The sequence below is a fragment of the Enterobacter cloacae complex sp. BZL2005 genome, from assembly GCF_049238885.1.
Taxonomy (GTDB): domain Bacteria; phylum Pseudomonadota; class Gammaproteobacteria; order Enterobacterales; family Enterobacteriaceae; genus Enterobacter; species Enterobacter roggenkampii.
Map to the genome: position 1 here is coordinate 82,290 of NZ_JBMKGI010000005.1, position 17,655 is coordinate 99,944.

The window sequence follows — 17,655 nt, forward strand, 5'->3', positions numbered from 1 at the left end:
GGGTAAGCGCAGCGCCACCCGCCTGAAGGGCAGAGACCTTAATCTTCGTCGAACCCTGCGTTAAACAGCGCAATCACCGCCGCCAGCGCTTCCTCTTCCTGGGGGCCGGTGGCTTCGACTTCAATCTGACGCCCTTTGGCGGAATCCAGCATCAGCAGCGCAATGACGCTGTTCGCCTCCGCTTCGGTACCTTCGTCATTCCGCAGCAGAACTTCTGCATCGAAACCCTGCATCAGCTCAAACAGCTTCATCGCCGGGCGCGCATGCATGCCCAGCTTATTGGTGATCTCAACGGTCTGTTTTACGGTCATGTTTTACGTTTTTCCAGCGTGCGATGACGGGACTGAACGTTCTTTCCGCGTGAGCGGAAGTAGTCGGCCAGCTGTTCGGCGATGTAGACCGAACGATGTTTACCGCCGGTACAGCCAATCGCTACCGTCAGATAGCTACGATTGTTTGTCTCCAGCATAGGTAACCATAGCTCAAGGTAGCTTCGCGTCTGGTAGATAAAATTGTGAACTTCTGTGTGCCTGTCGAGGAAGGCCGCAACGGGTTTATCCAGACCGGTCATGGGACGCAGTTTCGGATCCCAGTGCGGGTTCGGCAGGAAGCGCACGTCGAAAACATAATCCGCATCAATCGGGATACCGTGCTTGAAGCCAAAGGATTCGAACACCATCGTCAGTTCGCGCTCGCGTTTACCCAACAACCGGGTACGCAGCATTTCCGCCAGCTCGTGAACGGACATCTCAGAGGTGTCGACAATCAGGTCGGCGCGAGAACGCAGCGGCTCCAGCAGATCGCTCTCTTCATCGATTGCGCTCTCCAGGGAGAGGTTCTTACTGGAAAGCGGGTGCAAACGACGGGTGTCGCTGTAGCGGCGAATCAGGGTATTACGGTCTGCATCGAGGAAAAGCAGCTGAGGCGAGAACGTGTCAGGCAGGTTACTCATTGCCTGTTCGAAGATCTCTGGCGATTCCGGCATGTTACGAACGTCGATACTGACGGCGGCCGAGGTCTGTCTCTCCGCAAGCGTACGGGCCAGGTCGGGCAGCAACACGACCGGAAGGTTATCGACGCAGTAAAAACCCATGTCTTCCAGCGCGCGCAGAGCAACGGATTTCCCCGACCCTGAACGACCGCTGACAATCATCAGCACCATGTTCCGTTTCTCCTCAGGACAACAGATGTGAAGGCCATCTCCTGGTTATGCATCATCCTGATTGCCTTCTGCTTCGGTGATAATTTGATAAAGCTCTTCATCACTTTGAGCCGAGCGCAGTCGACGGCAAATGGTTTTATCAGCCAGACGTTTGGCGACCAGCGACAGCGTATGCAGATGGGTTTTCGTCTGGTCAGCAGGCACCAGCAGCGCGAAGAGGAGATCGACGGGCTGGTTATCAATGGCATCAAAGGCGATCGGTGTTTCAAGCTGCACAAACACACCGACGGCACGCAGGGTATCCTCTTCCAGCTTGCCGTGCGGGATTGCGATGCCGTTGCCGATACCGGTACTGCCCATCTTTTCGCGGGTCAGAATCGCTTCGAACACCACCTGCGGCGGCAGGCCCAGCTGTTTTGCGGCCAGTTCACTGATGATTTCCAGCGCACGTTTTTTGCTCTGGCAGTGAACCGCACTGCGGGTACATTCCTGGTTAAGGACATTGCTCAGTTGAAGAGCGGAATCGTTGTTCATCATAATTTCACCTAAGCGCTAACTGTACAAATGGCCTGTTGTGTTTCACAACAGGCCATCCTGCACCCGTTAACTGCCCGGACAATTAGTGTTGTTTCAGTTTATCTTTATGTTTATTGAGCTGTCGCGCAAGCTTATCAATCAAGCCGTCGATAGCAGCGTACATGTCTTGCCCTTCCGCACTGGCATGCAGTTCCCCCCCGTTAACATGCAGGGTGGCATCCGAGATATGAGTCACTTTCTCCACTTTCAACACAATGTAGACCTGATTGATCCTTTCGAAATACTGCTCGAGTTTTGCAAACTTCGCGTTCACAAAGTCGCGTAAAGCCTCAGTAATTTCGACGTTTTGTCCAGTGATGTTGAGCTGCATAGTGTCTTCCTTATCGGTTGTGTCAGACCAGCTGTTTACGCTGGTTGGACGGCGGAATGGATAAAGACTCTCGATACTTCGCAACAGTACGACGTGCCACCATAATACCCTGATCGGACAGCATGGTGGTTAACTTACTGTCGCTTAGTGGCTTCGCGGGATTCTCCGCGGCGATCAACTTCTTCACCAGAGCACGAATGGCCGTTGACGACGCTTCGCCGCCGCCCTCGGTATTCACATGGCTGGAGAAGAAATACTTAAGCTCAAAAATACCGCGTGGACTGTGCAGATACTTCTGCGTGGTGACACGGGAAATGGTTGATTCATGCATCTCGACGGCCTGAGCGATATCCGCCAGCACCATCGGTTTCATATACTCTTCACCCTGCTCAAAGAACGCCTGCTGCTGTTCGACAATACAGCGGCTGACGCGTAGCAGCGTATCATTTCGGCTCTCCAGACTTTTGATCAGCCATCGCGCTTCCTGCAAATTGCTACGAATATATTGGTTGTCGGCGTCGTTACGCACGCTGGTGCACATGGAGGCATACTGCTGGTTGATTTGCAGGCGAGGGATGCTGTCTGAATTCAGTTCAACGACCCAGCGGCCGTTGTGTTTTCTGACCAGCACGTCCGGGATCACGTACTCGGGCTCGCTGGTCTGGATCGACTGACCGGGGCGCGGATCGAGCGACTGGATCAGATTCACCGCTTCTTTCAGCACCTCTTCCTTCAGGCGCGTGACGCGCATCAGGGTGCGGAAATCGTGGTTCGCCAGCAGATCCAGATGATCGCTGATGATCGCCCGCGCCTCCTCGAGCCATGGCGTTTCTTTGCTGAACTGAGAAAGCTGGATCAGCAGACAGTCGCGCAGATCTTTTGCAGCCACGCCTACCGGATCGAAACGCTGGATGCGCTTCAGAACGGCTTCGACTTCCTCAAGCTCAATCTCGTCGTCGCCCATGCTTTCCAGTATATCGTCGAGGGTGACGGTCAAATAGCCGGTGTCGTCAACGGCATCGACAATTGACGTGGCAATCGCGCGGTCGGTATCGGAGAAGGGGGTGAGTTCCACCTGCCACATCAGGTAATCCTGCAGCGACTGGGTGGTTTCGCCCTGATAGACCGGTAGCTCATCGTCCTGGTAGTCCGCACGCGTACCGGAAGGGGTTCCGGCGGTGTAGATTTCATCCCAGCTGGCATCAAGCGGAAGCTCGTCGGGCATCTCTTTTTGTTCGAGTGCATCCGCGGTATCGAGCGCTTCAGTATCCTGCGATTGCTGGGTATCTACCTCGTCATGAAGATCGGTTTGTTCCAGCAGGGGGTTACTGTCCAGCGCCTGCTGGAGCTCCTGCTGAAGTTCTAACGTGGACAGTTGCAACAGGCGAATTGCCTGCTGTAGCTGCGGCGTCATCGCCAGTTGTTGGCTGAGCCTTAATTGCAAACCTTGCTTCATGTTCAGAGCATTTTTCTCCGGTTCGGCGTTACGTTACCTCTACCCTATCAGAGTCTGAAGTCTTCCCCAAGATAGACGCGCTTAACATGATCGTCTTCGAGGATCTGCTGCGGCGTACCGTGGGCGATCAGATTGCCCTGGCTGACAATATAGGCGCGTTCACATACGGCCAGCGTTTCACGCACGTTGTGGTCGGTGATCAGTACGCCAAGCCCGCTGTCGCGCAGGTGCTCAATGATACGTTTAATGTCGATAACGGAGATGGGATCAACGCCCGCAAACGGTTCATCCAGAAGGATAAATTTCGGGTTTGCGGCCAGCGCACGCGCAATCTCAACGCGACGGCGTTCGCCCCCGGAGAGTGCCTGACCGAGGCTGTCGCGCAAATGCTCAATGTGGAACTCTTCCATCAGCTCGTTGGCACGATCCTGACGCTGTTCGTTGGTCAGGTCGTTACGAATTTGCAGGACCGCCATCAGGTTGTCGTAAACGCTGAGACGACGGAAAATGGAGGCTTCCTGCGGCAGATAGCCGATCCCGCGACGCGCGCGCGCGTGCAGCGGCAGAAGGCTGATGTCTTCATCGTCAATGATAATGTTGCCGGCATCGCGCGGCACAATACCCACCACCATGTAGAAGGTTGTCGTTTTACCCGCACCGTTCGGGCCAAGCAGCCCCACGATTTCGCCGGAGTTGACGGTCAGACTGACATCTTCTACGACACGGCGGCCCTTATAGGCCTTCGCGAGGTTTTTTGCAGTTAATGTTGCCATAACGAATTAGTTACTCTTCTTCTGTGCCGGGGCCTGGCCCTTGCCTTTGTCCTGCAGCTGCGACGGAACCAGTACGGTGGTCACGCGTTTGCCTTTCTCGCTGGAGGCCTGCATTTTTTGCTCTTTAACCAGATAGGTAATCTGGTCGCCGGTAATGTTGCTGTCCAGCTGTTCCAGATACGCATTCCCGGTCAGGATGACCAGATCCTTCGCCAGCTCATAGTGCATGTGCGTAGCGCGGCCTTTCACCGGCTTGCCGTTGTCCTGCATCTGGTAGAAGGTCGCCGGATTACCATAGCCATCGATAATCTCTTTGCCCTGCTCGCCACCCGGACGGGTTACGACCACTTTGTCGGCGTTGATTTTGATGGTGCCCTGGGTCATGACGACGTTACCCGTGAAGGTGACGACGTTACCCTGCATATCGAGAGACTGGGTGTCGGACTCAATATGGATCGGCTGGTCGGTATCGCCCGTTACAGCAAGCGCGGGGAGACTGGCCGCCAGCATCGCGCTGGCGATAATTACTTTAAGGCTGAGTTTGTTTGTTTTGAATTTCATAGGAGGTTCTAACCTTTTCAATCAGCTCGGCGTTCTTGCTGCGTAAGTTCCCGCGCATTCTTAAACCGCTGGAATTAAATGTTGTGCCATACAGTGTGACCAGATCCTGCGACGTCACGTCCTGGGTTACCAGGTTGATCTGGGCATTATCCGTCGTAATTTTTCGCAGTTGCGAGTCAGCGGTCAGGGCGTTGACTTCAACGTGGCCATACAGATAAAGCATACGGTCATTTGTCAGTTTGGCCCGATCTGACTTAATTGACCACGTCGGCACTTTGTTTTTATCAAATGTGGTCATCACAGGTTGGGTAAACCATGAAACGCCATCATCGGAAAAATATTCAACATGCTGGGCAATCAGGCGATAGTTCAGCGCGCCTTCCGGGCTATAGACCACGGTGTCGCTGTGATCGCTTTTATAGGTTGGATCGGTATTGTTGATCACTTCCGTTTGCGTATCGTCGCGATCGGCAAGGTTCACGCCAATCAATACCAGTGCGACAAGCGAAAGCAAAATGATAATCCAACGTCTGGTTTTACTCATATCGATTGCCCTTTGGCCTCATCAAGCTTGCCCTGCGCCAGCAGAAGCAGATCGCAGACTTCACGGACAGCGCCGCGGCCACCGTTGATGTGGGTAACGTAGTCGGCGCGCGGGATCAGCAGCGGATGCGCATCGGCAACGGCGATGCTCAGCCCAACTTCAGCCATCACCGGCCAGTCAATCAGGTCGTCCCCGACGTAGGCCACGTTTTCCGGTGCGATAGCCAGTTTACCCAGTAAATCATTGAACGCCGCCATCTTATCGGATTGACCCTGATACAGATGGGTAATACCTAAAGTTTCACAGCGGTCTTCTACCAGTTTAGCGTTTCGTCCGGTGATGATCGCCACCTCAATCCCCGAGGTGAGCGCACAGCGGATACCGTAGCCGTCGCGAACGTTAAACGCCTTCAGCTCTTCACCATTATTGCCCATGTAAATCAGGCCGTCGGAGAGAACCCCATCCACATCGAGGATGAGCAGACGAATGTTTTCCGCCTTTGCCATCATCTGCGTACTGACCGGACCATAACAGGTTGCAAGGGATGCACCCGCATTACTCATTGTCTTATCCTTCATTACACTACGCCTGCGCGCAGCAGATCATGCATATGTACCACACCCAGCAACTGGTCGCCATCGGCAACCATAACGGAGGTGATATGGCGGGACTGCATCAGGTTCAGCACATCCACGGCCAGCGTACCCGGACGCACGCGGATACCGCCCGGCGTCATCACGTCGGCAATGCCGAGCGTGCGGACATCGACACCCATATCGAACACGCGACGCAGGTCGCCATCGGTGAAGATCCCCTGAATTTTCATCAGATCGTCGCACACGACCGTCATCCCCAGATTCTTACGGGTGATTTCCAGCAGAGCATCACGCAGGGAGGCTTCTTTACTGACGTGAGGGATCTCATCCCCGGTGTGCATAATATCGTTTACCCGCAGCAGGAGCTTGCGCCCCAGCGCGCCGCCCGGGTGGGAAAGCGCGAAATCTTCCGGCGTAAAGCCACGGGCTTCAAGCAGCGCCACGGCAAGCGCATCGCCCATGACCAGTGCAGCGGTGGTGCTGGAGGTCGGCGCCAGACCGAGCGGACAGGCCTCCTTGGGAACCTTCACGCACAGGTGAATATCGGCTGCACGCGCCATGCTGCTTTCCGGACGGCTGGTCATGCAAATCAGCGGCACCTGCAGTCGCTTCAGAACCGGGATGAGCGCCAGGATTTCATTGGACTCACCGGAGTTGGAGAGCGCGATGACGATATCCTGCGGCGTGACCATACCCAGGTCCCCGTGCGCGGCTTCCCCCGGGTGGACAAAGAAGGAAGAGGTGCCGGTACTGGCAAAGGTTGCCGCCATTTTGCGTCCAATGTGGCCGGATTTGCCCATCCCCATCACCACGACTTTGCCGGCGCAGTAGAATATCTTCTCACATGCCAGACTAAAATCCTGATTAATGTACTGATCTAACTGCGCCAGACCTTCACGTTCAATCTCCAGAACGTCTTTGCCTGCTTTCTGAAAGTCAAAACCCGGCTGCAATTCTATTTGCGACATAATGCGTTTCCGTTTACCCAGAGAGAAGAGGCGAGAGCCAGTACAGCATCGCCATCCATACGATAAATCCACCCGTCAGCAGCGCGCCTGCGCCTTTGCCGATCTGTCGTTGCCGCCGCCAGCAGAGCAGGGCAAAAATTACGCTGACCAGCAACATCACGCCGTAATCACGTGAGAACGCCAGAGGATTAAAGGGCCCTGGCGAAATCAGGGCCGGCAGGCCCATCACAATAGCGATATTAAAAATGTTAGAACCGATGATATTACCAATGGCAATGTCATCCTCACCTTTACGTGCCCCCGCAATGGCGGTGGCCAGCTCCGGCAGGCTGGTGCCGATGGCAATCACCGTCAGGCCTATAGTCAGCTCGCTGATGGCAAAATAGTTCGCCAGCACCGTCGCGTTATCCACGACCATGCGCGTTGCCATCGGCATGATGATCAGTGCGACGCCCAGCCAGAGCAGGGCAACAGGCAGCGTGCCTTCTCGCGGAAGCTCGGCGACCTGCTCGCGCGTGAGGCTATCCTGACCCTGCTTTTCAGCCAGACGGGCGATCTTAACACTATACAGCAGCCAAATAACGGCCAGCGCCAGCAGGAAAATGCCGTCGCTGTAGCTCAGTACGCCATCGTAAAATACGCACCCTGCCAGCAGGCTTACGAGTAACATTAGCGGCAATTCACGGCGCAGAACATCAGAATGCACGCGAAAAGGATGGAGCAGCGCGGCCAAGCCTAAAATCAATAAAATATTGACGATGTTAGAGCCAATGGCGGTGCCGACTGCCAGGTCTACCTGACCATGCAGCGAGGCGGAGACAGAGACGATGATTTCAGGAAGCGACGTTCCTACGCTGACCACGGTCATCCCGATGACAACAGGCGGTACGCCACTCAGGCGACACAGGATAGATGCAGCAAACACTAAACGGTCAGCACTGTAGACCACCAACAGTAAACCAATTATTAACAGTGCTGTTGCTAAAAGCATCAAAAGTCCTTTCTTCAGGTATACTCGTCGGTCCATTGCTCGGGAATGGCTGGACTGCATACAGTCTGAGGCGTAACGAATTCCTAATTTTGACTTTATGCGCCGGAAAAGTAAAACAAATGCCAGCTTTCGCTAACCTCTACGGTTATTATTCTGTAAAAATGCGGAGTTTAGGGCTGATTCAGGCTACATGCCTTAACGTGAGCAGGATAAGAAAGGAACCATAAATGAGCCAAACCATGGCGAATTTAGTCGATGTCCGCGGTGTGAGTTTTTCTCGCGCCAACAGATTGATATTTGATGATATTTCGTTGACCGTGCCGCGTGGCAAAATTACTGCCATCATGGGGCCGTCCGGGATCGGTAAAACGACCCTGCTCCGCCTTATCGGTGGGCAGATCCCACCGGATAGCGGTGAAATCCTCTTTGATGGCGAAAACATCCCGGAGATGTCGCGCTCGCGCCTGTATACTGTTCGCAAACGCATGAGCATGCTCTTTCAGTCGGGGGCTTTGTTCACCGACATGAACGTCTTTGATAACGTTGCCTATCCGCTGCGCGAGCATACCAGCCTGCCGCCTGCGCTGCTGAAAAGCACGGTGATGATGAAGCTAGAAGCCGTCGGGCTGCGGGGCGCCGCGAAGCTGATGCCTTCGGAGCTGTCTGGCGGGATGGCGCGTCGTGCCGCGCTGGCGCGAGCCATCGCATTAGAACCTGATTTAATTATGTTCGACGAACCGTTTGTCGGGCAGGATCCCATCACGATGGGCGTGCTGGTGAAGCTCATCTCTGAGCTGAACAGCGCGCTTGGCGTCACCTGCATTGTGGTGTCTCACGATGTACCTGAAGTGTTGAGCATTGCCGATTACGCCTACATCGTAGCGGACAAAAAGATCGTCGCACACGGTAGCGCCCAGGCGCTGCAGGAAAATTGCGATCCGCGCGTGCGGCAGTTCCTTGACGGTATTGCCGATGGCCCTGTGCCGTTCCGCTACCCGGCGGGCGACTATCGTGACGATTTACTGGGAATAGGGAGTTAAGCCACTCATGCTGTTAAATGCGTTGGCCGCTCTCGGACACCGTGGCATAAAAACCATCAGGACGTTCGGGCGTGCCGGATTGATGTTATTCAACGCGCTGGTCGGCAAGCCGGAATTCCGTAAGCACGCGCCGCTATTGGTGCGTCAGCTTTATAACGTCGGCGTGCTGTCGATGCTCATCATCATTGTCTCCGGTCTGTTTATCGGTATGGTGCTGGGTCTGCAGGGCTACCTGGTGCTGACAACCTACAGTGCGGAAACCAGCCTCGGGATGCTGGTGGCGCTCTCGCTGCTGCGTGAACTGGGGCCCGTTGTGGCGGCGCTGCTTTTCGCCGGGCGCGCGGGGTCGGCCTTAACGGCTGAAATTGGCCTGATGCGCGCGACCGAGCAGCTCTCCAGCATGGAAATGATGGCGGTCGATCCGCTGCGTCGCGTGATCTCGCCGCGTTTCTGGGCCGGGGTCATCTCTTTACCGCTGCTGACGATTCTGTTTGTCGCCGTTGGGATCTGGGGCGGTTCGCTGGTTGGCGTGCACTGGAAAGGCATTGATGCCGGTTTCTTCTGGTCTGCCATGCAGGACGCCATTGATCTGCGAATGGATCTGATTAACTGCCTGATTAAGAGCGTGGTATTTGCCATTACGGTCACCTGGATTGCATTGTTCAATGGTTACGATGCCATCCCGACGTCGGCGGGCATTAGCCGCGCAACTACACGTACAGTCGTTCATTCGTCGCTGGCCGTACTGGGTCTGGATTTTGTGCTCACCGCACTGATGTTTGGGAATTGAGTTCATGCAAACGAGAAAAAATGAAATTTGGGTCGGTGTATTCCTGCTGCTGGCGCTGCTGGCCGCGCTGTTTATCTGCCTGAGAGCGGCGGATATCACGTCTGTGCGCACCGAGCCGACGTATCGCATCTATGCCACCTTCGATAACATCGGCGGGCTGAAGGCGCGTTCACCGGTCCGTATTGGCGGCGTGGTGATCGGACGCGTATCTGACATTACGCTGGATGAGAAGACCTATCTGCCACGCGTCGCGATGGATATCGAAGAGCGTTACAACCACATTCCGGACACCAGCTCCCTTTCTATCCGGACTTCCGGTCTGCTGGGCGAACAATATCTGGCGCTTAACGTCGGTTTTGAAGACCCCGAGCTGGGAACGACTATCCTTAAGGACGGGAGCGTGATCCAGGACACCAAGTCCGCCATGGTGCTGGAAGATATGATTGGTCAGTTCCTTTACAACAGTAAAGGGGATGATAAAAAGTCTGACAATGCCCCTGCGCAGAGTGAAGACCATACCAATGCTGCGCCGACCCCAGGTGCTGCGAATTAATATCAGGAGAAGTCATTCATGTTTAAACGACTGTTAATGTTTGCCATGCTGGTTATTGCCCCTCTCACCGCGGTGCACGCGGCGGATCAGAGTAACCCGTACAAACTGATGGACGAAGCCGCGAAGAAAACCTTCGATCGTCTTAAAAACGAGCAGCCTAAGATTCGTGCTAATCCTGATTACCTGCGTGACGTGGTTGACCAGGAGCTGCTGCCGTACGTGCAGATCAAATATGCGGGAGCCCTGGTGCTGGGCCGCTATTACAAAGACGCAACCCCGGCTCAGCGTGATGCCTATTTTGCCGCTTTCCGTGAATACCTGAAGCAGGCGTATGGTCAGGCGCTGGCGATGTACCACGGTCAGACCTATCAGATCGCCCCGGAGCAGCCGCTGGGTGATGCGACCATCGTCCCTATTCGCGTAACGATCAACGATCCTAACGGCCGTCCGCCGGTGCGTCTGGATTTCCAGTGGCGTAAAAACAGCCAGACCGGCCACTGGCAGGCGTATGACATGATCGCTGAAGGCGTAAGCATGATCACCACCAAACAGAACGAGTGGAGCGACCTGCTGCGCACCAAGGGGATTGATGGCCTGACCGCGCAGCTGCAGTCCATCGCTCGTCAGAAAATTAGTCTGGACGAGAAGAAGTAATGTCACAGCAACTCAGCTGGTCGCGTGAAGGCGAGACATTAAAGCTGTCCGGTGAGCTGGATCAGGATCTGCTGAACCCCTTATGGGATAAACGCCATGAGGCCATGCAGGGCGTGACGGTTATTGACTTAACCGACGTCACGCGGGTAGATACGGCAGGCGTTGCACTGCTTGCCCATCTGGTTGCGGTAGGGAAAAAGCAGGGGGCGAGCGTCACGCTTCGCGGCGCGAGCGAGAATGTCGTGACTCTGGCGCAGCTCTACAATCTCCCTCAGGACGTACTGCCTCGTTAATATTTTCAGTGCGTTACTTCCGAAAGCCCTGACAGTTTCATCGTCGGGGCTTTTTGCTTGTTTAAGACGACGCCACTTTGCTCTAAGATGTTGGGCTTGTTTTCACTATCAGATGATTAAGAGCCCATGGAAAATCATGAAATCCAGACAGTGCTGATGAATGCACTCTCCCTTCAGGAAGCCCACGTCACAGGCGATGGCAGTCACTTCCAGGTTATTGCTGTGGGTGAGATGTTCGACGGTATGAGCCGTGTGAAGAAACAGCAGGCTGTGTACGCGCCGCTGATGGAATATATTGCGGATAACCGCATCCACGCCCTGTCGATTAAAGCGTTCACCCCGCAAGAGTGGGCACGCGATCGCAAACTAAACGGTTTTTGAGCTGAGGGCGACAGGCCCGCAGCACGGTTGAATTTATAAGAGAGCACACCATGGATAAATTTCGTGTACAGGGGCCAACGCGTCTCCAGGGCGAAGTCACAATTTCTGGCGCGAAAAACGCCGCGCTGCCCATCCTCTTTGCTGCACTGCTCGCGGAAGAGCCGGTAGAGATTCAGAACGTACCGAAGCTGAAAGATATCGACACCACCATGAAGCTGCTCACCCAGTTGGGCACGAAAGTCGAGCGTAACGGTTCCGTCTGGATCGACGCCAGCAAGGTGAATAACTTCTCTGCCCCTTACGATCTGGTGAAAACCATGCGTGCTTCCATCTGGGCGCTTGGCCCGCTGGTGGCGCGTTTCGGTCAGGGTCAGGTTTCGCTGCCGGGCGGTTGCGCTATCGGTGCGCGTCCGGTTGACCTGCACATCTTTGGCCTGGAAAAACTGGGCGCAGAGATCAAGCTGGAAGAAGGCTACGTTAAAGCGTCCGTCAATGGTCGTCTGAAAGGCGCGCACATTGTTATGGACAAAGTGAGCGTGGGCGCAACGGTGACCATTATGTCTGCGGCAACGCTGGCAGAAGGGACCACGGTCATCGAAAACGCCGCGCGTGAACCGGAGATTGTGGATACTGCCAACTTCCTCGTGGCGCTGGGTGCGAAGATCTCCGGTCAGGGTACCGACCGCATCACCATCGAAGGCGTTGAGCGTCTGGGCGGGGGTGTCTATCGCGTACTGCCGGACCGTATCGAAACCGGTACCTTCCTGATCGCTGCTGCGATCTCTGGCGGGAAAATTGTTTGTCGCAACGCGCAGCCAGATACCCTGGATGCGGTGCTGGCGAAACTGCGCGATGCGGGCGCGGATATCGAAATCGGTGAAGACTGGATCAGCCTTGATATGCATGGACAGCGTCCAAAAGCGGTCAATGTGCGTACGGCACCGCATCCGGCCTTCCCAACTGACATGCAGGCACAGTTCACCTTGTTGAACCTGGTCGCCGAAGGGACCGGCTTTATCACGGAAACCATTTTCGAGAACCGCTTTATGCACGTACCGGAACTGATCCGTATGGGGGCACGTGCCGAGATCGAAAGTAATACCGTGATTTGCCACGGCGTTGAGAAACTGTCCGGTGCTCAGGTGATGGCAACCGATCTGCGTGCGTCTGCCAGCCTGGTGTTGGCGGGTTGTATCGCGGAAGGCACAACGATCGTGGATCGTATTTATCACATCGATCGTGGCTATGAGCGTATCGAAGATAAACTGCGCGCGCTGGGTGCCAATATCGAGCGTGTGAAGGGCGAGTAATCGTTCCGGCAGCCCCCTGCCAGAAATGACCGGGGGGTTGCTGTTCCTGTCAAAAAAACCTTATTCCTGCGATTCTTTTTTTACTTTTCTCAGGCGAATCATGCGCGATCTGTCGATAAATTCATGGGTGACAGGATCGTGGTAGCGCGAAGGCCAAATCACCCACGGATGCGTGTCCAGCGCCGTTGCGATAATTAATTCTCCTTTTGGCCAGGGGCGGGTGAGAGCGTTTGCCAGAGTTGAAGAACTCAGTCCATGGCGGCGGGACTCTGCTGCCAGTGAAGTGCCTTTTTTGCGCAGTGCGGCAATAATATCAGCCGTGTGCCAGTCGATAAATTTCGTATCCATAACGCCGTCCTTAAGTTCGGATTCACCTACGCCGTTTCTTCTGAAACGACGGGTTTACTATACCCATTTCGAACTCTTGTTCTAAAAAGTTCGCGTTACTTGAAGGAATATTCAGAATAAGACATGGCTTTATTCATGCGGTCTCTAAACCGATGAATTTACATGAACGCGGAATTTACTGGTGTGTACAGGAATCTCCCCGCCAGGATCGCGGGGAGAAAAAGGGAGATTAACGGTCGCGCTGAACGGCGATGTGGGCAAGGCCAATCAGTGCCTCGCGCCATGGGCTGTCTGGAATGACCTGAAGGGCCTCGATGGCCTTGTCGGCTTCTTCTTCTGCACGCTGACGCGTCCATTCCAGCGATCCGCAGATTGCCATGGTTTCCAGTACAGGTTCCAGAAGATGGCGGCCATTTCCCTGCTCAATCGCTTCACGGATCATCTTCGCCTGGTCGGCCGTTCCGTTACGCATGGCGTGGAGCAGCGGCAGGGTCGGTTTGCCTTCGTTCAGGTCATCGCCAACGTTTTTGCCGAGCGTCTCGCCGTCCGCACTGTAATCCAGCAGATCGTCAATCAGCTGGAAGGCTGTGCCCAGATAGCGGCCATAGTCCTGCAGGCCTTTTTCCTGCGCTTCGGTACAGCCCGCCAAAATGCCGGAACACTGGGCCGCCGCTTCAAACAGGCGCGCGGTTTTGCTGTAGATGACGCGCATGTAGTTTTCTTCAGTGATGTCCGGGTCGTTGACGTTCATCAGCTGGAGCACTTCGCCTTCAGCGATGACGTTAACGGCTTCGGACATCACTTCCAGCACTTTCAGGGAACCCAGGCTGGTCATCATCTGGAAGGCGCGGGTATAGATAAAATCTCCCACAAGGACGCTGGCTGCGTTCCCGAACGCGGCGTTAGCCGTGGCTTTGCCACGACGCATATCCGATTCATCCACCACATCGTCGTGCAGAAGCGTCGCCGTGTGGATAAATTCGATGAGCGCGGCGATAGTGATGTGGGCATTTCCCTGATAGCCAACGGCTCTGGCAGCCAGAATAGCAATCATCGGACGAATGCGTTTACCGCCGCCGCTGACAATGTAATAGCCCAACTGATTGATCAGCTGAACGTCAGAGTTGAGTTGCTCCAGGATTGCTGCATTCACACCCGCCATATCTTGCGCGGTTAACTCGTTGATTTTTTCTAAATTCATCGCAAAAGCCGGGCTTTTTATCCTGTTGATCCCATCTTCAATGGGGTAACGAAGGGTTTCGGTTTATCAATAGTAGTGCTGATTGTACTGAAAAAACGGCTCAGATAAACGTTACCGTACGTGTTGTGTTTTTTTTCTTCATGTATTGACGGTAGCACTTGTCAAAGGCTCGCGTTTTGCGTAATATTCGCGCCCTATTGTGAATATTTATAGCGCACTCTGATTCATACGAGGACGTGCGCGGAAGCGGAGTTTATATGTACGCGGTTTTCCAAAGTGGTGGTAAACAACACCGAGTAAGCGAAGGTCAGACCGTTCGCCTGGAAAAGCTGGACATCGCAACTGGCGAATCTGTTGAGTTCGCAGAAGTTCTGATGATCGCAAACGGTGAAGAAGTCAAAATCGGCGTTCCTTTCGTTGATGGCGGCGTTATCAAAGCTGAAGTTGTTGCACACGGTCGTGGCGAGAAAGTTAAAATCGTTAAGTTTCGTCGTCGTAAGCACTACCGTAAGCAGCAGGGCCACCGTCAGTGGTTCACTGATGTGAAAATTACTGGCATCAGCGCCTAAGACCTGAGGAGAGATTTAAATGGCACATAAAAAGGCTGGCGGCTCCACACGTAACGGTCGCGATTCAGAAGCTAAACGCCTGGGCGTTAAGCGTTTCGGTGGCGAATCCGTTCTGGCGGGTAGCATCATCGTTCGTCAACGTGGTACCAAATTCCACGCTGGCAACAACGTAGGTTGCGGTCGTGACCACACTCTGTTTGCTAAAGCAGACGGTAAAGTGAAATTTGAAGTTAAAGGCCCGAACAACCGTAAATACATCAGCATCGTTGCTGAGTAAGGTTTTCTCGGTCCGGTAACGGATTAAAGCCCCGCAACCTGTTGCGGGGCTTTTTACATTGGAAACCCGGTAATTTTTTCTGTAGGGAAAACGGGCATGAAGCAGCAGGCCGGCATAGGAATTCTTTTGGCGCTCACAACCGCAATGTGCTGGGGTGCGCTGCCAATTGCAATGAAGCAGGTACTGGAAGTGATGGAGCCGCCTACGGTGGTCTTTTATCGCTTTCTGATGGCAAGCATCGGCCTCGGGGCGATTCTGGCCATCAAAGGTAAGCTTCCACCCTTGCGGCTCTTCCGTAAACCGCGCTGGCTGGTATTGCTGGCTATCGCGACGGGCGGTCTGTTCGGTAACTTCATCCTGTTCAGCTCTTCCCTGCAATATCTCAGCCCCACGGCGTCGCAGGTGATTGGTCAGCTTTCGCCGGTGGGCATGATGGTCGCCAGCGTCTTTATCCTCAAGGAGAAGATGCGCGGTACGCAGATTATCGGGGCGAGCATGCTGTTGTGCGGTCTGGTGATGTTCTTCAACACCAGTCTGATCGAGATTTTTACCCGCCTGACGGATTACACCTGGGGTGTCATTTTCGGTGTGGGGGCAGCAACGGTCTGGGTGAGCTATGGCGTCGCGCAAAAGGTGTTATTGCGTCGGCTTGCCTCACAGCAGATCCTCTTTTTGCTGTACGCTTTGTGTACAATAGCATTGCTGCCATTAGCGAAGCCGGGCGTGATTACCCAGCTTAGCGACTGGCAACTGGCGTGCCTCATTTTTTGTGGGCTGAACACGCTGGTCGGTTATGGCGCGCTGGCCGAAGCGATGGCGCGCTGGCAGGCAGCACAGGTGAGCGCGTTGATCACGCTTACCCCGCTGTTTACGCTGTTATTTTCAGATTTGTTATCAATGGCCTGGCCCGATGTCTTCGTCAGACCGATGCTCAACCTGTTGGGTTATCTCGGTGCGTTTGTCGTGGTTGCGGGCGCGATGTATTCCGCCATTGGTCATCGTCTTTGGGGACGTTGGCGCAAAAATGAAGCGGTTGTAGTAGTCCCCCGCTCAGGCGAATGAGTTACGGAGAGTAAAATGAAGTTTGTTGATGAAGCGACGATCCTGGTCGTGGCTGGTGATGGCGGCAACGGTTGCGTGAGCTTCCGTCGTGAAAAGTATATCCCTCGTGGCGGTCCTGATGGCGGCGACGGTGGGGATGGTGGTGACGTGTGGCTGGAGGCGGATGAGAACCTCAACACGCTGATCGACTACCGTTTCGAAAAATCCTTCCGCGCCGAACGTGGCCAGAACGGCCAGAGCCGTGACTGTACCGGGAAACGCGGTAAAGACGTCACCATTAAAGTTCCGGTCGGTACGCGTGTGATTGACCAGGGGACGGGTGAAACCATGGGCGACATGACCAAACACGGTCAGCGCCTGATGGTGGCGAAAGGCGGCTGGCACGGTCTGGGTAACAGCCGTTTCAAATCGTCCGTTAACCGTACGCCGCGTCAGAAAACGATGGGTACGCCGGGCGATAAGCGCGACCTGCAGCTGGAACTGATGCTTCTGGCTGACGTGGGCATGCTGGGTATGCCAAACGCAGGTAAATCGACGTTTATTCGCGCGGTTTCTGCGGCGAAGCCAAAAGTGGCTGACTATCCGTTTACCACGCTGGTACCAAGCCTGGGCGTTGTCCGTATGGATAACGAGAAGAGCTTCGTGGTCGCCGATATTCCGGGCCTGATTGAAGGCGCCGCGGAAGGGGCGGGTCTGGGTATTCGCTTCTTGAAACACCTTGAGCGCTGCCGCGTGCTGCTGCACCTCATTGATATCGATCCTATCGACGGTTCCGATCCGGTTGAAAACGCCCGCATCATCGTTGGCGAACTGGAGAAATACAGCGAGAAACTGGCGAACAAACCACGCTGGCTGGTCTTCAACAAGATCGACCTGATGGACAAAGCCGAAGCGGAAGCAAAAGCGAAAGCCATTGCTGAAGCGATGGGTTGGGAAGATAAATACTACCTGATCTCTGCGGCAAGCCAGGTTGGCGTGAAAGATCTGTGCTGGGATGTGATGACCTTCATCATTGAGAACCCAATTGTTCAGGCGGAAGAAGTCAAACAGCCTGAAAAAGTCGAATTCATGTGGGATGACTACCACCGCCAGCAGCTCGAAGAGCTGGAAGCGGAAGAAGACGATGAAGACTGGGATGATGACTGGGATGAAGACGACGAAGAAGGCGTCGAGTTCATCTACAAGCACTAATTGCTGTTCAAAGCCCCCGTTATGGGGG

The 17,655-nt window shown here is 54.6% G+C and carries 24 protein-coding genes; 11 read left to right on the forward strand and 13 right to left on the reverse strand.

Annotated elements, in window-relative coordinates; genetic code table 11:
• Nucleotides 1-38: 38 nt before the first annotated feature.
• The 11 genes from npr to ACOTXI_RS11460 all read right to left on the reverse strand — a co-directional run bounded on the left by npr (nt 39) and on the right by ACOTXI_RS11460 (nt 7,958).
• Nucleotides 39-311 (reverse strand): PTS phosphocarrier protein NPr, encoded by a 273-nt coding sequence (gene npr / locus ACOTXI_RS11410; protein WP_003861872.1) that lies wholly within the window; start codon nt 309-311, stop codon nt 39-41.
• Complete coding sequence (gene rapZ, locus ACOTXI_RS11415; RefSeq protein WP_008501442.1) at nt 308-1,162, reverse strand: RNase adapter RapZ; 855 nt, start codon at nt 1,160-1,162, stop codon at nt 308-310. Before rapZ ends, npr begins: the two co-directional genes overlap by 4 nt.
• Before the next feature lie 45 nt (nt 1,163-1,207).
• A complete protein-coding gene (gene ptsN / locus ACOTXI_RS11420) occupies nt 1,208-1,699 on the reverse strand; it encodes a PTS IIA-like nitrogen regulatory protein PtsN (RefSeq protein WP_008501443.1) in 492 nt (163 codons plus the stop codon).
• A gap of 82 nt (nt 1,700-1,781) precedes the next feature.
• Nucleotides 1,782-2,069 (reverse strand): ribosome hibernation promoting factor, encoded by a 288-nt coding sequence (hpf, locus tag ACOTXI_RS11425; protein WP_008501444.1) that lies wholly within the window; start codon nt 2,067-2,069, stop codon nt 1,782-1,784.
• A 22-nt stretch (nt 2,070-2,091) separates the two neighbouring features.
• On the reverse strand, nt 2,092-3,525 hold the full coding sequence (rpoN, locus tag ACOTXI_RS11430; protein ID WP_008501445.1) for an RNA polymerase factor sigma-54: 1,434 nt from the start codon (nt 3,523-3,525) through the stop codon (nt 2,092-2,094).
• 47 nt (nt 3,526-3,572) lie between these two features.
• Nucleotides 3,573-4,298, reverse strand: a complete 726-nt coding sequence (lptB, locus tag ACOTXI_RS11435; RefSeq protein ID WP_008501446.1) for an LPS export ABC transporter ATP-binding protein — start codon at nt 4,296-4,298, stop codon at nt 3,573-3,575.
• 6 nt (nt 4,299-4,304) lie between these two features.
• Entirely contained in the window at nt 4,305-4,859 is a 555-nt protein-coding gene (gene lptA / locus ACOTXI_RS11440; protein WP_008501447.1) for a lipopolysaccharide ABC transporter substrate-binding protein LptA, read from the reverse strand.
• A complete protein-coding gene (lptC, locus tag ACOTXI_RS11445) occupies nt 4,828-5,403 on the reverse strand; it encodes an LPS export ABC transporter periplasmic protein LptC (protein ID WP_058655013.1) in 576 nt (191 codons plus the stop codon). Before lptC ends, lptA begins: the two co-directional genes overlap by 32 nt.
• Nucleotides 5,400-5,966, reverse strand: coding sequence for a 3-deoxy-manno-octulosonate-8-phosphatase KdsC (gene kdsC / locus ACOTXI_RS11450; protein WP_008501449.1), 567 nt, complete (start codon nt 5,964-5,966; stop codon nt 5,400-5,402). The genes lptC and kdsC overlap by 4 nt, the downstream gene beginning before the upstream one ends.
• 14 nt (nt 5,967-5,980) lie before the next feature.
• Nucleotides 5,981-6,967 (reverse strand): arabinose-5-phosphate isomerase KdsD, encoded by a 987-nt coding sequence (gene kdsD / locus ACOTXI_RS11455; RefSeq protein ID WP_008501450.1) that lies wholly within the window; start codon nt 6,965-6,967, stop codon nt 5,981-5,983.
• A 13-nt stretch (nt 6,968-6,980) separates the two neighbouring features.
• Nucleotides 6,981-7,958, reverse strand: a complete 978-nt coding sequence (locus tag ACOTXI_RS11460; protein WP_008501451.1) for a calcium/sodium antiporter — start codon at nt 7,956-7,958, stop codon at nt 6,981-6,983.
• A gap of 227 nt (nt 7,959-8,185) precedes the next feature.
• On the opposite strand from ACOTXI_RS11460, the gene mlaF reads away from it, so the two are divergent.
• The 7 genes from mlaF to murA all read left to right on the forward strand — a co-directional run bounded on the left by mlaF (nt 8,186) and on the right by murA (nt 12,979).
• The gene (mlaF, locus tag ACOTXI_RS11465; RefSeq protein ID WP_008501452.1) at nt 8,186-8,998 is read left to right on the forward strand and encodes a phospholipid ABC transporter ATP-binding protein MlaF; all 813 of its coding nucleotides are present in this window, start codon (nt 8,186-8,188) and stop codon (nt 8,996-8,998) included.
• Nucleotides 8,999-9,005: 7 nt separating this feature from the next.
• Entirely contained in the window at nt 9,006-9,788 is a 783-nt protein-coding gene (gene mlaE, locus ACOTXI_RS11470; protein WP_008501454.1) for a lipid asymmetry maintenance ABC transporter permease subunit MlaE, read from the forward strand.
• Between the two features lie 4 nt (nt 9,789-9,792).
• Complete coding sequence (mlaD, locus tag ACOTXI_RS11475) at nt 9,793-10,341, forward strand: outer membrane lipid asymmetry maintenance protein MlaD (RefSeq protein WP_008501455.1); 549 nt, start codon at nt 9,793-9,795, stop codon at nt 10,339-10,341.
• Nucleotides 10,342-10,359: 18 nt separating this feature from the next.
• On the forward strand, nt 10,360-10,995 hold the full coding sequence (mlaC, locus tag ACOTXI_RS11480; protein WP_058655014.1) for a phospholipid-binding protein MlaC: 636 nt from the start codon (nt 10,360-10,362) through the stop codon (nt 10,993-10,995).
• Complete coding sequence (gene mlaB, locus ACOTXI_RS11485) at nt 10,995-11,288, forward strand: lipid asymmetry maintenance protein MlaB (RefSeq protein ID WP_021242262.1); 294 nt, start codon at nt 10,995-10,997, stop codon at nt 11,286-11,288. The genes mlaC and mlaB overlap by 1 nt, the downstream gene beginning before the upstream one ends.
• Nucleotides 11,289-11,414: 126 nt before the next feature.
• Nucleotides 11,415-11,669, forward strand: a complete 255-nt coding sequence (ibaG, locus tag ACOTXI_RS11490) for a BolA family iron metabolism protein IbaG (RefSeq protein ID WP_008501458.1) — start codon at nt 11,415-11,417, stop codon at nt 11,667-11,669.
• 50 nt (nt 11,670-11,719) lie between these two features.
• Nucleotides 11,720-12,979 (forward strand): UDP-N-acetylglucosamine 1-carboxyvinyltransferase, encoded by a 1,260-nt coding sequence (gene murA, locus ACOTXI_RS11495; RefSeq protein ID WP_032653609.1) that lies wholly within the window; start codon nt 11,720-11,722, stop codon nt 12,977-12,979.
• 60 nt (nt 12,980-13,039) lie between these two features.
• On the opposite strand, the gene sfsB is transcribed toward murA, so the two are convergent.
• Together sfsB and ispB are read right to left on the reverse strand one after the other, a co-directional pair.
• Nucleotides 13,040-13,327 (reverse strand): DNA-binding transcriptional regulator SfsB, encoded by a 288-nt coding sequence (sfsB, locus tag ACOTXI_RS11500; protein ID WP_058655015.1) that lies wholly within the window; start codon nt 13,325-13,327, stop codon nt 13,040-13,042.
• A gap of 229 nt (nt 13,328-13,556) precedes the next feature.
• Nucleotides 13,557-14,528, reverse strand: a complete 972-nt coding sequence (gene ispB, locus ACOTXI_RS11505; protein ID WP_008501461.1) for an octaprenyl diphosphate synthase — start codon at nt 14,526-14,528, stop codon at nt 13,557-13,559.
• 257 nt (nt 14,529-14,785) lie between these two features.
• Between ispB and rplU the strand changes: the two genes are divergently transcribed.
• From rplU to cgtA, 4 genes are all read left to right on the forward strand, one after another.
• Nucleotides 14,786-15,097 (forward strand): 50S ribosomal protein L21, encoded by a 312-nt coding sequence (gene rplU, locus ACOTXI_RS11510; protein ID WP_003025032.1) that lies wholly within the window; start codon nt 14,786-14,788, stop codon nt 15,095-15,097.
• A gap of 19 nt (nt 15,098-15,116) precedes the next feature.
• Nucleotides 15,117-15,374 (forward strand): 50S ribosomal protein L27, encoded by a 258-nt coding sequence (gene rpmA / locus ACOTXI_RS11515; protein ID WP_004385076.1) that lies wholly within the window; start codon nt 15,117-15,119, stop codon nt 15,372-15,374.
• Between the two features lie 96 nt (nt 15,375-15,470).
• Nucleotides 15,471-16,436: a DMT family transporter gene (locus ACOTXI_RS11520; RefSeq protein WP_058655016.1), complete on the forward strand. Its 966-nt coding sequence runs from the start codon at nt 15,471-15,473 to the stop codon at nt 16,434-16,436.
• Between the two features lie 15 nt (nt 16,437-16,451).
• Complete coding sequence (gene cgtA, locus ACOTXI_RS11525) at nt 16,452-17,627, forward strand: Obg family GTPase CgtA (protein WP_021242261.1); 1,176 nt, start codon at nt 16,452-16,454, stop codon at nt 17,625-17,627.
• The last annotated feature ends 28 nt before the right edge of the window (nt 17,628-17,655 follow it).

Excerpts from the sequence above, each read along its gene's own strand:
- kdsD (WP_008501450.1), bottom strand. The coding sequence starts at position 6,967 with ATGTCGCAAATAGAATTGCAGCCGGGTTTTGACTTTCAGAAAGCAGGC.
- mlaD (WP_008501455.1), top strand. The coding sequence starts at position 9,793 with ATGCAAACGAGAAAAAATGAAATTTGGGTCGGTGTATTCCTGCTGCTG.
- hpf (WP_008501444.1), bottom strand. The coding sequence starts at position 2,069 with ATGCAGCTCAACATCACTGGACAAAACGTCGAAATTACTGAGGCTTTA.
- mlaC (WP_058655014.1), top strand. The coding sequence starts at position 10,360 with ATGTTTAAACGACTGTTAATGTTTGCCATGCTGGTTATTGCCCCTCTC.
- cgtA (WP_021242261.1), top strand. The coding sequence starts at position 16,452 with ATGAAGTTTGTTGATGAAGCGACGATCCTGGTCGTGGCTGGTGATGGC.
- kdsC (WP_008501449.1), bottom strand. The coding sequence starts at position 5,966 with ATGAGTAATGCGGGTGCATCCCTTGCAACCTGTTATGGTCCGGTCAGT.
- ibaG (WP_008501458.1), top strand. The coding sequence starts at position 11,415 with ATGGAAAATCATGAAATCCAGACAGTGCTGATGAATGCACTCTCCCTT.
- sfsB (WP_058655015.1), bottom strand. The coding sequence starts at position 13,327 with ATGGATACGAAATTTATCGACTGGCACACGGCTGATATTATTGCCGCA.
- rapZ (WP_008501442.1), bottom strand. The coding sequence starts at position 1,162 with ATGGTGCTGATGATTGTCAGCGGTCGTTCAGGGTCGGGGAAATCCGTT.
- rplU (WP_003025032.1), top strand. The coding sequence starts at position 14,786 with ATGTACGCGGTTTTCCAAAGTGGTGGTAAACAACACCGAGTAAGCGAA.
- mlaB (WP_021242262.1), top strand. The coding sequence starts at position 10,995 with ATGTCACAGCAACTCAGCTGGTCGCGTGAAGGCGAGACATTAAAGCTG.
- ACOTXI_RS11520 (WP_058655016.1), top strand. The coding sequence starts at position 15,471 with ATGAAGCAGCAGGCCGGCATAGGAATTCTTTTGGCGCTCACAACCGCA.
- ACOTXI_RS11460 (WP_008501451.1), bottom strand. The coding sequence starts at position 7,958 with ATGCTTTTAGCAACAGCACTGTTAATAATTGGTTTACTGTTGGTGGTC.
- lptC (WP_058655013.1), bottom strand. The coding sequence starts at position 5,403 with ATGAGTAAAACCAGACGTTGGATTATCATTTTGCTTTCGCTTGTCGCA.
- mlaF (WP_008501452.1), top strand. The coding sequence starts at position 8,186 with ATGAGCCAAACCATGGCGAATTTAGTCGATGTCCGCGGTGTGAGTTTT.
- lptB (WP_008501446.1), bottom strand. The coding sequence starts at position 4,298 with ATGGCAACATTAACTGCAAAAAACCTCGCGAAGGCCTATAAGGGCCGC.
- rpmA (WP_004385076.1), top strand. The coding sequence starts at position 15,117 with ATGGCACATAAAAAGGCTGGCGGCTCCACACGTAACGGTCGCGATTCA.
- murA (WP_032653609.1), top strand. The coding sequence starts at position 11,720 with ATGGATAAATTTCGTGTACAGGGGCCAACGCGTCTCCAGGGCGAAGTC.
- mlaE (WP_008501454.1), top strand. The coding sequence starts at position 9,006 with ATGCTGTTAAATGCGTTGGCCGCTCTCGGACACCGTGGCATAAAAACC.
- npr (WP_003861872.1), bottom strand. The coding sequence starts at position 311 with ATGACCGTAAAACAGACCGTTGAGATCACCAATAAGCTGGGCATGCAT.
- lptA (WP_008501447.1), bottom strand. The coding sequence starts at position 4,859 with ATGAAATTCAAAACAAACAAACTCAGCCTTAAAGTAATTATCGCCAGC.
- rpoN (WP_008501445.1), bottom strand. The coding sequence starts at position 3,525 with ATGAAGCAAGGTTTGCAATTAAGGCTCAGCCAACAACTGGCGATGACG.
- ispB (WP_008501461.1), bottom strand. The coding sequence starts at position 14,528 with ATGAATTTAGAAAAAATCAACGAGTTAACCGCGCAAGATATGGCGGGT.
- ptsN (WP_008501443.1), bottom strand. The coding sequence starts at position 1,699 with ATGATGAACAACGATTCCGCTCTTCAACTGAGCAATGTCCTTAACCAG.